Source organism: Verrucosispora sp. CNZ293, from assembly GCF_002754655.1.
On sequence record NZ_PEFR01000001.1, the window covers coordinates 3,147,787 to 3,161,227 of the forward strand.

Annotated in this window: 12 protein-coding genes; 3 read left to right on the forward strand and 9 right to left on the reverse strand. The window is 71.4% G+C overall.

Annotated elements, in window-relative coordinates:
• The first annotated feature begins 125 nt into the window (after positions 1-125).
• The gene (locus tag CLT74_RS14210; protein ID WP_099846973.1) at positions 126-995 is read left to right on the forward strand and encodes an aldo/keto reductase family oxidoreductase; all 870 of its coding nucleotides are present in this window, start codon (positions 126-128) and stop codon (positions 993-995) included.
• 66 nt (positions 996-1,061) lie between these two features.
• On the opposite strand, the gene CLT74_RS14215 is transcribed toward CLT74_RS14210, so the two are convergent.
• From CLT74_RS14215 to CLT74_RS14235, 4 genes are all read right to left on the reverse strand, one after another.
• On the reverse strand, positions 1,062-1,475 hold the full coding sequence (locus CLT74_RS14215; RefSeq protein WP_099846974.1) for a VOC family protein: 414 nt from the start codon (positions 1,473-1,475) through the stop codon (positions 1,062-1,064).
• Positions 1,476-2,051: 576 nt separating this feature from the next.
• A complete protein-coding gene (locus CLT74_RS14225) occupies positions 2,052-3,194 on the reverse strand; it encodes a sensor histidine kinase (protein ID WP_099851984.1) in 1,143 nt (380 codons plus the stop codon).
• A 44-nt stretch (positions 3,195-3,238) separates the two neighbouring features.
• Positions 3,239-3,907, reverse strand: coding sequence for a response regulator transcription factor (locus CLT74_RS14230; protein ID WP_099846976.1), 669 nt, complete (start codon positions 3,905-3,907; stop codon positions 3,239-3,241).
• An 85-nt stretch (positions 3,908-3,992) separates the two neighbouring features.
• Positions 3,993-5,288, reverse strand: coding sequence for an outer membrane protein assembly factor BamB family protein (locus tag CLT74_RS14235; protein WP_099846977.1), 1,296 nt, complete (start codon positions 5,286-5,288; stop codon positions 3,993-3,995).
• Between the two features lie 85 nt (positions 5,289-5,373).
• Between CLT74_RS14235 and CLT74_RS14240 the strand changes: the two genes are divergently transcribed.
• Both CLT74_RS14240 and CLT74_RS14245 read left to right on the forward strand, forming a co-directional pair.
• Positions 5,374-7,206, forward strand: a complete 1,833-nt coding sequence (locus CLT74_RS14240) for a DUF6311 domain-containing protein (RefSeq protein WP_486582729.1) — start codon at positions 5,374-5,376, stop codon at positions 7,204-7,206.
• A gap of 121 nt (positions 7,207-7,327) precedes the next feature.
• Positions 7,328-7,909, forward strand: a complete 582-nt coding sequence (locus CLT74_RS14245; protein WP_143697165.1) for a hypothetical protein — start codon at positions 7,328-7,330, stop codon at positions 7,907-7,909.
• Between the two features lie 52 nt (positions 7,910-7,961).
• Here the strand turns inward: CLT74_RS14245 and CLT74_RS14250 are convergent, their stop codons facing one another.
• From CLT74_RS14250 to atzF, 5 genes are all read right to left on the reverse strand, one after another.
• Complete coding sequence (locus CLT74_RS14250) at positions 7,962-8,366, reverse strand: AtzH-like domain-containing protein (protein ID WP_099846980.1); 405 nt, start codon at positions 8,364-8,366, stop codon at positions 7,962-7,964.
• Between the two features lie 104 nt (positions 8,367-8,470).
• On the reverse strand, positions 8,471-10,141 hold the full coding sequence (locus CLT74_RS14255) for a regulator (protein WP_099846981.1): 1,671 nt from the start codon (positions 10,139-10,141) through the stop codon (positions 8,471-8,473).
• Between the two features lie 12 nt (positions 10,142-10,153).
• Positions 10,154-10,846: a cysteine hydrolase family protein gene (locus CLT74_RS14260; protein WP_099846982.1), complete on the reverse strand. Its 693-nt coding sequence runs from the start codon at positions 10,844-10,846 to the stop codon at positions 10,154-10,156.
• An 8-nt stretch (positions 10,847-10,854) separates the two neighbouring features.
• On the reverse strand, positions 10,855-11,544 hold the full coding sequence (biuH, locus tag CLT74_RS14265) for a biuret amidohydrolase (protein WP_099846983.1): 690 nt from the start codon (positions 11,542-11,544) through the stop codon (positions 10,855-10,857).
• An 18-nt stretch (positions 11,545-11,562) separates the two neighbouring features.
• Positions 11,563-13,383, reverse strand: coding sequence for an allophanate hydrolase (atzF, locus tag CLT74_RS14270; protein WP_099846984.1), 1,821 nt, complete (start codon positions 13,381-13,383; stop codon positions 11,563-11,565).
• Positions 13,384-13,441 lie beyond the last annotated feature (58 nt).

A 13,441-nucleotide genomic window follows, 5' to 3' on the forward strand; every position in this document is an offset into this window, starting at 1 on the left:
GCCCCTCTTGCTGCTGGGTGGGTTACGCACTTCCGAGTGCCTACTTCCCGTTGGAAAGTTTCTCTCCAAGACTGACGTGGGCAAGCGAAACGCGCCACCCTGTCACCAGCGAGGAAAGCGACACGATGAGCACTACTCCCTCTCTTCCCGGCGGCACCTGGACACTCGGCGATCGGACCGTCACCCGATTCGGGTACGGCGCCATGCAACTCGCCGGCTCCTGGGTGATGGGACCGCCCGCCGACCGCGACGGTGCCCTGGCCGTGCTGCGCGAAGCGGTCGACCGGGGAATCACCCACATCGACACGAGCGACGCCTACGGACCGCGGGTCACGAACGAGCTGATCCGCGAAGCACTGCATCCCTACCCGGAGTCACTTGTCATCGCCACGAAGGTGGGGGCGAACCGCGACGCACAGGGCGGCTGGCCGACGGCCCGCCGACCGGAGGAGCTGCGCGAGCAGGTCCACCAGAATCTGCGATCCCTCGGGGTCGAGACCCTCGATCTGGTCAACATGCGCATGGGTGACGCCGAAGGCCCCCAGTCCGGCTCGATCACCGAGGCGTTCGAGACGCTCGCCGCGCTTCAGCAGGAGGGCCTGATCCGTCACCTCGGCGTCAGCAACGTCACCGCCGAGCAGGTCGCCGAGGCCCGGGCCGTGGCTCCTGTGGTGTGCGTGCAGAACATGTACAACCTCGCCCACCGCCACGACGACTACCTCATCGAGCAGCTCGCCGCCGACGGCATCGCCTACGTGCCGTTCTTCCCGCTGGGTGGCTTCTCGCCTGTGCAGTCCGAGGCGCTCTCGGCCGTCGCCGTCCGGGCGGGGTCGACACCGATGTCCGTCGCCCTCGCCTGGCTGGTGCAGCGCGCACCGAACATCCTGCTGATTCCGGGCACGTCGAAGGTGGCGCACCTGCGCGAGAACATCGTCGGTGCGGGACTGTCGTTGTCCGCCGAGGACATCGCCGCGTTGGACGGCATCGGCCGCTGACCGGTACGCAGGACTGACATCGGAGCGGCGGCACCCCGCCGCTCCGATGTTACGGCGTCGCTCCGCTCAGCCGTCCGTCACGGTTCCCTCCGCCGCCTGCCGGGCCGCCGCCTTCTCGGCGGCGCTCCGCAGTACGCAGAACTCGTTGCCCTCCGGATCGGCGAGCACCACCCAACCGGCACCGGTCGGCCCGATGTGGTCGGCGATGTGCCGCGCCCCGATGCCGAGCAGCCGCTCGACCTCCTCGTCCCGGGTCCGGTCGGTGGGTTCCAGGTCGAGGTGCAGCCGGTTCTTCACCGTCTTGCCCTCGGGTACCGCCAGGAAGAGCACCTCCGGACCGCCCGGCGGCAGCAGCATGGCCTCCGGGTCACCCGGGAAGTCGTCCGGCTGGCGGGGGCACTCGAAGACCTGGGCCCAGAAACCGGCCAGGGCGTACGTGTCGTGACAGTCGATTCCGATGTTGTGGATCCGTGCGCTCATGTGTCGTCCCTCGTGGTGTTCGCCACCGGCATCACGGCCCTGCTGGCTTTCGACCGACGGGCCGCCGGGACCGGAGAGCCTACGAGAGGCGCGGCACGGCACGGCGGGGTCGGAGGCGGCCCTGCGGGCACGGACGTCGGGGCAGTCAGAACTGGCGTGTCTGGTCCGCTGAGTTACGGGACAACGATCCCGCTACAGGTGCCCCGCGAGGATGAGCTTCAGCCGGCAAGGCGGGGCGCGGACAGCATCATGGTGAACATCGACGCACCCCCCTCCTTGATCGGGCTGACGTCGTGATCATCGCATTGCCACGCCGCCGAGGGCAACCAGTCAGGACCTGATCCACGGGCAGCAAACCCTGGGACGTCACCTTCCGTGTCCATCCAGCCTGTCCTGTCCTGTGGTGTCCCAACCCTTTGCTCTACACAACGTCAGCAGCACGGAGAGTCATCCATTGGCGAACTGCGGGTGGCCTCCCGGAAAAGCGGCTCGTGTCCGACGGCGACCACCGGAATATCCTGCGGCATCCTGGCGGCCTCTCAGCAGCGTCCGCAGCGCACCTGAGGCGATCACCTGTCACCGGGCGGCTTCCGCAGCCGGCAGGCTGACGGTCACCTCCAGGCCGCCACCGGGCTGCGCGATGGCTGTCACCGTGCCGCAGTGCGCGCCGCAGACCGCCCGCACGATGGACAGGCCGAGGCCCGACCCGCGCGCCCCGGTCCGCTCCCGGCCGCCCCGCCGGAAGGGCTCGAACAGTCCCGGTACGTCGGCCGGGTCCACCTCGAAGCCGGTGTTGCCGACCACCAGCCAGGATCGTTGCCCGTCCGATCCGGTCCGCACCCAGAGCCGGCCGTGCAGGTGGTTGTAGCGGACCGCGTTCTCGATCAGGTTGCCGGCCAGCCGGTCCAGCAGCCCCGGATCGCCCACCACCGGCGCCGGCTCCAGCGACGTCTGGACGGTCAGCTTGATCCGCTCCACCTCCCGGCGTACGGCGGAGAGCGCGTTGACGGTGCCGGCGGCCAGGTCGAACTCGCTGCGCCGACCGAGCCGTTGGCCGGTCTGCGCCTCGCTGCGCGCCAGCACCAGCAACGCGTCGACAAGCCCGTTGGCCCGCTCGGAGGCGTCGCGGACAACCGTCGCCATCCGGCGGTACTCGGCCGTGTCCGCCTCGTCGTCGCTGAGCGTCACGTCGATCTCGGTACGCATCACCGCCAGCGGCGTACGCAGCTCGTGGGAGGCGTTGGCCACGAACCGTTTCTGCGCCTCGAACGCGGCGGCGATGCGGTCCAGCATGGCGTCGAACGTGTCGGCCAGCTCGGCCACCTCGTCGTTCGCGCCGGAGTAGCCGATCCGCTGGTCAAGCGTGGTCTCGCCGAGCCGACGTGCGGTGGCGGTGACCTGGTGCAGTGGACGCAGCGCGCGCCCGGCGACGGCGTACGCCCCGACCACGCCGACCATGCCGATCGCGAGCAGCGCGGCCAACCCCTTGGCCAGCAGTTCCCCGGAGGCCGACTCGACGAGCCGCTGCTGCCACGCGGCAGCCTCCAGGGTGCTCCCGTCGGCGAGCACCACCGTGGTGCCGGGCAGCAGCTCGTCGGTGGGGCGCAGCGCGTCGCGCACCAGCAGCCAGGCCAGCAGGACCAGGATCGCTCCGGCGCCGACCAGCAGCACGCCGTTGAGCAGGGTCAGTCGCAGCCGCAGCGTGGGACGTAGCCGCAGGTCGGGCCGCCGCAGCGCGGGCAGCCGCCGGTTCGACGGGCGGCTCACGCCACCACCTCGGCCGTCCGGTAGCCGGCACCGACCACGGTCTCGATGAGCGGCGGGTCACCGAGTTTGCGGCGCAGCGTCATAACGGTGACCCGGACGATTGTGGTGAACGGGTCGGTGTTGGCGTCCCAGACGCGTTCCAGCAGTTCCTCGCTGGAGACCACCGCGCCCCGGGCCTTGAGCAGCTCGCAGAGCACGCCGAACTCCTTGTTCGTCAGCTCCACCGTCGTCCCGCCCCGGGTGGCCGTGCGGCGGGCCGGGTCGACCACCAGGTCGGCGAGTTCCAGCACCGGCGGTGCCGCCGGGGTGGCCCGCCGGCCCAGCGCCTGCACCCGGGCGACCAGTTCGTCGAAGGCGAACGGCTTGGGCAGGTAGTCGTCGGCACCGAGTTGCAGGCCCTCGACCCGGTCGGCGACAGTGCCGCTGGCGGTCAGCATCAGCACCCGGGTCAGTGCGCCGGACGCGGCCAGTTCCGCGCAGATCTGGTCACCGTGCATGCCAGGCAGGTCCCGGTCGAGCACCACCACGTCGTACCGGGTCACGAAGGCCATCTCGTGACCGCTGTCACCGTCGTACGCGACGTCCACCGCCATGCCGCGTTTGCGCAGGCCCCGCGCTATCGCGTCGGCGAGGTTGCGCTCGTCCTCGACCACCAGTACCCGCATGCCCGCCCCTTTTCCGCCCGCCGACCACCGACAACGTAACGTCGCCGACCAAGCCGCCCGTGACGGGTGCCGGGGACGCGACGGGTCAGCCGGGCAGTTGCCAGATGCCGAAGTCGCCGTCGACCAGGCGGCAGGCGACGAGGTCGTCCCGGTTCTGGCAGTCCCCGCCGGCGTCCGGCAGCACATCGATCCGGCGGGCCGGTGCGCCCGTCGGGTCCAGCCGGGCCAGCACCACTCCCACCTCGGGCACGGCGCGCACCGCGAACACCTGCGGGGCGTACTCGTAGCGGGCGACCATGTTCCACGACCCGTGCTCGGTCAGCACCGCACCGGAGTCCAGGACGATCGTGACGATCTCGTTGTTGTTCGGGGCCACCGCGAGAACGTTGCGTTCGCCGACGAGCGCGATGTCGAGGATCTCCTCGCTGCGCCACCGTTCCGCCCCGGTGGCCGGGTCGAGGACCTGCACACCACCGCCGGCCAGCCCCGCGCAGAGCAGTGGTCCGCAGGCGGTGACGTAGGTGGCCGTCGGCACCGTCGTCTGCCAGCGCTGGACCAGACCGTCGACGCTGAGCGCGACGACCTCGTTGGAGTTGCGCACCACTGTCACCAGGTCGCCGGCCACCCACGCCTGCTGGTAGCCGCTCAGGGGGTCGGCGGGCGGGGGAAGGCGGTGTCGTACCGTCCCGGACGTCGGGTCGATCACCTGGACCTCGCCGTCGAGCGTGGCCACGACGATGGCGTCGAGCCCACCGTCGTCGCGCTGCCGGAGGTCGACGTTGGCCGCCGACAACGGCATGGACCACAGCTCGCGGGCGGTCACCAGGTCGATCATCCGGAGCACGTTCGGCGTGCTGTCGCTGTACGTGCGCAGCAGCGCCCGGTCGGGCATCTCGATGATCGCGATCCCGGGCACCCGCCAGCGTTCCTCGCCGGTACGCGCGTCGAGTCGTACGGTCTCGCTGGTACCGGTGTCCCGCCGGGCCGTGGCGATCAGGAGCCCGCCGTCGGGCACGGGTTGCGCCCGGTAGACCCGGGTCTGCGGTGGCACGGGTGTCCGCCACTGCGGCACCAGCCGTTGCGGTGTCGTGGTGGCCCGGTCGGGGCGCGGGTAGGCGATGAGTTCCTGGCTGCCGTCGGTGACCCCGGGCAACGGAACGACTGTGAAGATCTGGTCCCCGGCGAGGAACAGGTCGCTGCCCAGGAAAGCGGGCACTATCGCGTGGACCCGCCGGGCCGGCGGTGCCGCACCCGCCAACGTGAGCAGCGCTACCAGCGCCATCGCCATCACCGCCACCCGGCGGGCAGCCGGTGTGGGACGTCGGTGCGGCGCCGGCGGATCGGTCAGCTCGGTCAGCTCACCGAGGTCGATCAACGTCACGCTCGTCCTCCCCTGACACACACCAGACACGCGGCGGGCGGGCGGGGTTCCGCCTGTACGATGGCCCGTCGTGGCTGCGCCGGTGGTGAATCCCTCGCTGAACTCCGTCTCCGAGAGCGTCGAGACGCGATCAACGACAACACGTCCCCGGCGGCGGCCGACGCGCGCCGACGCACTGGCCATCGGAGCCTACGTGCTGCTCGGCGTCGTCGTCTGCTTGAACTACTGGGCCGACGTGAACAACCGGGTCTCGTCCCACCTGCCCACCGACCACAGCTGGTTCGAGTGGCTCTTCGCGCACGGTGCGTACTCGGTCCAGCACCTGGAGAACCCCCTCTTCACCGCTCGGCAGAACGCGCCGGACGGGGTGAACATGATGGCCAACACCTCGCTGCTCGGGGTGACCCTGCCGTTGGCGCCGCTCACCCTGCTGCTCGGCCCCCAGGTGGTCTATGCGCTCTACCTCGGCGGGGCGCTGGCCGCCACCGCCGGCACCTCGTACTGGATGCTGTCGCGGCACCTGGTGCGCTCCCGGGCGGCGGCCTTCGTCGGTGGCGCGTTCCTCGGTTTCGCCCCCGGCATCGTGCACCACGCCAACGGCCAGCCCAACTTCGTCTCCAACTTCCTGCTGCCACTGATCGTGGTGCGGGTGTTCCGGCTGACCGAGCCGGGCCGGTGGCGGCGCAACGGACTGGTGCTGGGGCTGCTGGTGGCGTACCAGATCTTCATCAACGAGGAGATGCTGCTGCTCACGGCGATGGCCTGCCTGGTCATCGTGATCGCGTACGCGGCGATGCGTCCCCGCCTGGCGTGGGCGCGGGCCGGGACGTTCGCGGCGGGGCTCGGCACCGGCGGGGCGCTGGCGCTGCTGTTGACCGCCTACCCGATCTGGTTCCAGTTCAACGGTCCGCAGTCCTACCGGGGGCTCCAGGGCGGGGTGTTCCACAGTTGGGGCGAGGACGTCGTCGCCTTCGTAACCTTCCCCCGCGACACCATCGCCGGCACCGAGGCGGTGGAGGCGACGATCGGTATGACCGAGCAGAACACCTGGTTCGGCTGGCCGCTGGTGCTGCTGTCGGTGGTGGCTCTGGTCCTGCTGGTCCGCCGCTCGTTGGTCGCCCGGATCCTGGCCGTGCTCGTGGTGCTCTTCTCGGCCGCCGCGTTGGGCCCGGAGATCCGGTTCAACGGCGAGCTGACCGGCATCGCCGGCCCGTGGTCGTACATCCCGGCGGATCTGCCGCTTGTCGAGATGATGATGCCGACCCGGCTGACCCTGGTGACCACCGCCGCGCTCGGCGTACTGCTGGCGTTGGCCTGGGACGCGGTGGCCGGCCACCGCTCGCCGGTGCCGGCGCCGCGCGCTCCGGAGGGCGCCGCGACCGACCGGCGGCGACCCCGCTGGCAGCACCTCGTCGGGTACGCCGCGATCACCCTCGCCGTGCTTCCGCTGCTACCCACGCCGCTGCCGGCCGAGCCGGTCGACCCGCCGCCGGCCTTCATCACCTCCGGCGCCTGGCGACCGTACGTGCCGGACGGCCGCACGCTGGTGCCGGTGCCCATCCCCAGCAACGTGCACGGCCTGCCCACGCTGCGGTGGAGCGCGCTGACCGGACACGAGTTCCCGATCCCGGCCGGGTACTTCATCGGCCCCAACGAGCACGGCGAGGGCGTCTTCGGCGCGCCGAACCGGCCCACCAGCACCCTCATCTACCAGACCATGGACGCGGGCGCACTGCCCGAGATCAGCGACGAGAACCGCCGGCAGGCCATCGAGGACCTGCGCTTCTGGCGGGCGTCGGTGGTGGTGCTCGGCGCGCATCCCCGCGAGCCGGTGCTGCGGGACCTGCTGACCGCCCTGCTCGGTGACCCGCAGCGCGTCGACGACGTCTGGCTCTGGGACGTACGCGACCGGGTGTGACGCGACCGGGCGGGGTCGTCGGTGTGCGCCGGCACCGCCGACTTCGGAGATTGCCGGCACCACCGCCCGGGTATTGACCGTCGAGAGTGGACGGGGGCGCGGCATGGGCCAGGATGGGTCGATGGAGCAGCAGGTGCGGCGCGGACGCCGACGCCACCTGCTGGTGGCGGCTGTGGCGGTAGTCGTCTGCTGGGTCGTGGGCGCGGTGCTCGCGCTGTCCGGTGTCGTCGCCGTGGATTCGGAGTTCTGGAGCGGTGCCGCGCCGGGCTGGGCGAGAATCCTCGGTGCCGTGCTCATCGCCGGCGGGTTGGTCGTCTCGGTGGCCGGCTTCTGGCGGCTGGTACGCAGCGGTTACCACCGCCGCAACGCCAGCTCCCCCCTGTGGGCGCAGAGCTGGTCCCGCCGTCGGCAGTTGGTTCGGCAGGTGCGCGGCGACGCCCCGCGCCAGGACGAGGACCGGCTGCTGCTGCGTCGGGTCGCGGAGCAGATGGTCGATCAGACCAGGATGCTGCTGCCCCTGGCCGCCCTGGCCGTGGCGCAGGTCGGGCAGGCCCTCTTCCAGTGGGCACCGGCCTTCGTCATCCTCGCCGCCGTCATCACCGGGACGTTCGCGGTGGCGGCCGTCTCGGTCGTCCGTGACGCGGACCGGGCGAGAGCGTTCCTGGCTGCCGGATCCGCTGACGGCGGTGCCCCGCACCGCTGACGACGGGTGCCGTGCCGGAGTTGCTGGTCGGGACGGGCGGCTGAGCGAGCCGTCATTCCGACTCGGTGGGGTGGTGCGGGCCGGGCAGCGGCTCGGAGACGTGGGCGGTGACGATGCGCCAGCCCTCCGGTAGGCGTACCCAGGTCTGGGTCTGCCGGCCGGTGGTGGCGCCACCGGCGTACCCGAACCGGGTCGTGACGACCGCGAGGTCCGCGCCGAAGGCGGTGATCACCGTGTCGACAAGCCGGCGACCGGGCGGCAGTGGTGGTTGTTCGGCCCGCCACTTGCGCTGCTCGTCGAGGCCGTACTGGTGGTCGGCGAGGCCGAAACGCACGGTGGCCTCGGAGTCCCAGAAGTATCCGCAGATCCGATCGGCGTCCCCGTCCGTCAACGCCTGCTCGTAGCCGACGAAGGCCGCCGTCACCTCGGCGACCACGTCGGTCCGGTCGATCTCCATCCGGCGAGTCCTTTCTGGACGGCTGGGGCGGCAGTCTGGCGCACCCGGCCGGGCGGCGGCGGACGGGTGCGCGCCGCACCGCCGCCCGGCCGGGCGACTTCGGCTCAGCTGTTCACCGCTGGCTCGCGCTTCTCGCCGCCGGTCGGCTCCCCGCTGGCGGCCGGTGCGGCGGCGGCTTCCGGCGTGGCTGGGGGCGTCGCGGAGTCGCCGCCGTGCAGGCGGTCCAGTTCGGCCTCCTCCGGCTCGGGCACCCGGGGTGGGTACTTGCCGAGCGCGAAGATCGCGCAGATCACCGCCACGAAGAGGTAGCCGAGCGCCACCTGACCGTTGGCGTTCCACTGCACCTCCTCGCCATGGATCAGGCCGATGAAGGCGAGCACCGCGCCGGAGGCGGCGAAGATGGCCGCCTGGACGAAGCGTTTGTCGATGATGAAGGCGACGATCGCGCCGAGCACCAGACCGGCGAGGATGGCGCCCTCGCCGAGGATGCGCAGGCCGTCGTAGACCACCCCGGCGCCGGCCAGGGCCTCGTCGCCCACCTCGGCGGCGGTGGTGCCGGCCGCCGCCAGGGCATTGTTCATCTGCCCGGTGGCCCACGCCGCGATGTTGGGGATCAGGGCCGCGACCACCGCCGCGGCGTGCGCCCGGGGTGTCGCCTGGAACGCCTGGGCACCGATCAGCAGCCCGATGTAGAGCAGGATCGGCACGATCGCCGCGGTCGGGAAGATCGCGCCGAGCAGGGAGAACATGCCGAGGAAGCAGAGCAGTGCGATGACGATGCCGGTCGCCATCGAGTAACCGGTACGCCCACCGGCCGCCTTCCAACCCGGGTGGCCGACGTAGACCGCAGGAGGGAACGGCGAGCCGAGGGCGGAGCCGATGACCGCGCCGGCCCCGTCGGCGAGCAGCACACTGCGCAGGTTGTAGTTGTCCCCGGCGGTGGCCGCGCTCTCCACGTTGGTCATCGCCTCGGTGAAGTTGTAGACACCCAGCGGGATCGCGGTCGCCAGCAGCGGCGCCATGTCGGAGAGCCCACGCAGCAGCAGGTCGAGCTGGAAGGTGGGGAAGGCGAACGCGATGTCCCGGGCCGCCGAGGTGACGTCCGGCACCGACATCGCCCCGCCGAGCCAGCCGATCGCCGTGCCGAGCAGCAGGGCGGCCAGCCCGATCGGGAAGTTGAACGGCAGCTTCACGTCGGTCAGCAGGCCGATCAGCAGCAGCGCCAGGACCGGCAGGGCGATCCAGGCCAGCCGCCACATCTGGCCCGCCGGGTTCATCGAGATGAAGGTGATGGAGATGCCGGCGAGGGTGCCGAGCAGCGCCGCACGCGGCGTGTAGCGACGGATGTACGGGCCGACGAACGCGCCGATCAGCACGATCACGCCGATGATGAAGGCCCAGGCCAGCCCCGCTTCCCAGGCGCGCACCGCGTCACCGGTGCTGAGGTAGATGGGCAGCATGATGACGAAGATGACGATGAACATGTGCGGCACGCTCGGCCCGTACGGCAGGGCTGTCACGTCGGAGCGGTTCTCCCGCCGGGCCAACCGACGAGCCAGGTGCGTGTAGTAGATGTTGCCGGCGACCAGGGCGATACCGAGGGCCGGCAGGATCGTGCCGAACACCTCCCGCTCGGGCAGGTTCACCACGAAGAGGCAGAGCCCGGTCAGGGTGAGCACGTTGACCAGGACGTTGACGCCGAAACCGAAGAACGCGTTTGTGTCGCCGCGCACCCAGTACGGCAGCGGCACGGCTGGGGTTCTGGTGGGGACCATGGCTGCTCCCGGTCAGGAGGAGGGTTGCAACACGGGGGTGGTGGGCAGCACGGCGAGCACGTCCGTCGAGTCGGCGACCCACCCGAAGATGCCGCCCTGGGCGGCGATCATGTCGAGTCCCACCCGGTGGAACTCCGGGAAGTAGGACCCGACGCAGTCAGCGAGCACGAGGCACTCGTACCCACGGTCGTTTGCCTCCCGGACCGTGGTGTGCACGCACACCTCGGTGGTGACCCCGGTGACCAGCAGACTCCGGATCTTCCGCTGGGCGAGCAGGGTGTCCAGCCCGGTGGCGTGGAAGGCGCCCTTGCCCGGCTTGTCGATGACCGCTTCGCCGGGCAGCGGCGACAGCTCGTCGACGATGTCGTGGCCGTACTCGCCCCGGACGAGGATCCGGCCCTTGGGCCCGGGGTCGCCGATCCGCTTGCTCGGCAGACCCCGGTTGAGCTTGGCCGGTGGGCAGTCGGAGAGGTCGGGCAGGTGCCCCTCCCGGGTGTGCACGATCGTCAGCCCGGCGGCGCGGGCACCGGCGAGCAGCGCCGTCAGCGGCGCGATGGTCCGCCGTAGCTGGCTGACGTCGTTGCCCAGGCTCTCGCCGAAGCCGCCGGGCTCCAGAAAGTCGCGCTGCATGTCGATGACGAGCAGCGCGGTGGTCGAAAGGTCGAAGGTGTACGGGAAGGGCCGCGCTGCGGCAACTGTCAACATGGCTCACCTCACCTGGTCGTGGCGGCGATGACGTCGTCGGAGGTGGCGACGCAGCCGAAGACGCCGCCCTGCATGGTCACCATGTGCAGGGCGGCGTCGTGGTTGTCCTTGTCGGTGGCTCCGGTGCAGTCGGAGAGGATCAGGCACTCGTAGCCCCTGTCGTTCGCCTCGCGCATGGTGGTGTGCACGCAGACGTCGGTGGTGATGCCGGTGAGGATCAGGTGGGTGATACCCCGGGTACGCAGCACCAGGTCGAGATTCGTGGCGTAGAAGGCGCCCTTGCCGGGCTTGTCGACGACCACCTCACCGGGCACCGGCGCGACCTCGGGCACGATCTCCCAGCCGGGCTCGCCCTTGATCAGGATTCGCCCGCACGGTCCGGCCGCGCCGATCTCCGCGCCGATCTGCGCCGAGCGCCAACGCTTGTTCGCCGGCAGGTCGGACAGGTCGGGGTCGTGGCCCTCCCGGGTGTGCACGACGAGCATGCCGAGCGACCGGACGTGATCCAGCAACCGGGCGGTGGCCGGCAGGCCGGCCCGGGTGAGGCCGATGTCGTAGCCCATCGCGTCGACGTAGCCGCCCGGGCCGCAGAAGTCGGTCTGCCAGTCGATGCAGAGCAGTGCGGTTCGCGCGGTGTCGGCCGAGCCGTCGTACGGCCACGGGTAGGGATTCGCCGTGACCGGCCCGATCCTGCCCATCGTCTCCTCCTCCGGTTTTCAACTCCGGTGTGCCGCGGCCCGGCGGTAGGCCCGCCAGCCGCCGGCAGCGCTGATGTCCTCGGCCGGCGGGCCGACGGCGTACGCCTCGCAGAGGAAGCCGAGCACGTCCCGCCCGTCGTGCAACCGGACCCAGCCGAGCGAGAGCGGGGCCGGTACCCCGGCCAGCAGCTCGCCGACGGCAGTCACCGGCAGCCGCCACAGCTCCACCTCGATCGGATGGCCGTCCGGGTCCGTGGGGGCGATCCGGACCAGGCCGGGCAGCCCGTCACCGTCGGCTGTCTCCAGCCGGTAGAGCCGGTAGCGCGGCGTGGTGCGTGCGGCACCGGCGAGGGTGGCACCCCGCTCGGTCAGCTCCGCGTTGCGGGACTCGCCGGCCAGATGCCGGCCGACGACGGCGATGAGCGTCTGCGCCGGCCCGAGCACCGCGACATCGGGGGTGGGCCGGGTCGCGGTGGCTTCCGGGGTGGGCCGGGTCGCGGCGGTGAAGGCAGTGGCGAGCTGGGCCAGGGTGGTGTCGCTGAACGCGGGGCCGAGCAGGGTCAGGCTCGCCGGCCGGCCGGCGGCGGTGAACCCGTTGGGCACCGTCACCGCCGCCAGGTCGAGCAGGTTGGCGAACTGGGTGTAGCGGCCGAGCGTCGTGTTACGGCCGATCGGGTCCTCGGCGATCTCGTCGAGCGTGAAGGTCGTACCGACTGTCGGCACCACGAGCACGTCGACCTCGCCCCACAGCTTGTCGACCCGGGCCCGCAACTCGCGCAACCGGTGCTGGCCCCGGAAGACGTCGATCGCGTCGTAGCGTCGGCCGGTCTCCAGCACGCGCCGGGTGACCGGCAGGACGGCCTCGGGATGTTCCCGCAGGAAGCCATCGAGCGCGGCGAGCCGCTCGGCCACCCATGGCCCCTGGTAGAGCAGCTCTCCCGCCTCGAAGAAACTCCGCAACGGCACCGCACCGACCTGGCCGACCAGACCGCGCAACGCCTGCACGCCCGCTGCGAACCGGACCGTCTGTCCCGCGTCGCCGAAGAACTCCAGGTCTTCGGCGCGGGGCACCCCGAGGCGTAGCGTCCCGGGCAGGCCGGCCGCGACCCGCTCCGCCGGCAGCGGACGCCCCCACGGGTCGGCCGCCGAGACGCCGCGCGCGGCGTGCAGCACGTCCATCGTGTCCGTGACGTCGGTGGCGAAGACCGAGACGCAGTCGAGCGAGCGGCAGGCCGGCACCACACCTGCGGTGCTGAGCAGGCCCCGGCTGGGCTTGAGGCCGATGATGCCGTTCAGCGCCGCCGGCACCCGGCCGGAGCCCGCGGTGTCCGTACCCAGGGCGAAGCTGACCTGGCCGGCGGCGACCGCGACGGCCGACCCGGAGCTGGAACCACCGGAGATCAGCCCACCACCGAAGACGCTCTCGCAGCTTCCGTACGGGGATCGCGCCCCGGTCAGCCCGGTGGCGAACTGGTCCAGGTTGGTCTTGCCGACGAGCAGGGCACCGGCGTCGAGCAACCGGCGTACCACCGGCGCGTCCTCGGCGGCAAGGTACCCGAAGTCGGGGCAGCCGGCCGTGGTGATCATGCCGGCGACGTCGATGTTGTCCTTGACCGCGAACGGGATTCCGTACAGCGGCAGGGTCGTGGGGTCGGCCGTGGCGGCCAGCCGCTCGGCGCGGGCGAGGAACTGGCCGGCCGGTACGGTGCTGATCCACACCGGTCCGCCGTCCGCGCCGGACAGCCCGGCCAGGACACGTTCCGCCAGTTCGGTGGGGGTCAGGCCGCCGTGGCGGTACGCCCACCGCAGCTCTGAGATCGATCCGATCCGCTCTGGCATACTGTCGATTGTCGACAGTTCTGTTACGGCGAACAGCGCCGAACGTAACGACGGCATG

Excerpts from the sequence above, each read along its gene's own strand:
- CLT74_RS14210 (WP_099846973.1), top strand. The coding sequence starts at position 126 with ATGAGCACTACTCCCTCTCTTCCCGGCGGCACCTGGACACTCGGCGAT.
- CLT74_RS14245 (WP_143697165.1), top strand. The coding sequence starts at position 7,328 with ATGGAGCAGCAGGTGCGGCGCGGACGCCGACGCCACCTGCTGGTGGCG.
- CLT74_RS14255 (WP_099846981.1), bottom strand. The coding sequence starts at position 10,141 with ATGGTCCCCACCAGAACCCCAGCCGTGCCGCTGCCGTACTGGGTGCGC.
- CLT74_RS14230 (WP_099846976.1), bottom strand. The coding sequence starts at position 3,907 with ATGCGGGTACTGGTGGTCGAGGACGAGCGCAACCTCGCCGACGCGATA.
- CLT74_RS14260 (WP_099846982.1), bottom strand. The coding sequence starts at position 10,846 with ATGTTGACAGTTGCCGCAGCGCGGCCCTTCCCGTACACCTTCGACCTT.
- atzF (WP_099846984.1), bottom strand. The coding sequence starts at position 13,383 with ATGCCAGAGCGGATCGGATCGATCTCAGAGCTGCGGTGGGCGTACCGC.
- CLT74_RS14215 (WP_099846974.1), bottom strand. The coding sequence starts at position 1,475 with ATGAGCGCACGGATCCACAACATCGGAATCGACTGTCACGACACGTAC.
- CLT74_RS14250 (WP_099846980.1), bottom strand. The coding sequence starts at position 8,366 with ATGGAGATCGACCGGACCGACGTGGTCGCCGAGGTGACGGCGGCCTTC.
- biuH (WP_099846983.1), bottom strand. The coding sequence starts at position 11,544 with ATGGGCAGGATCGGGCCGGTCACGGCGAATCCCTACCCGTGGCCGTAC.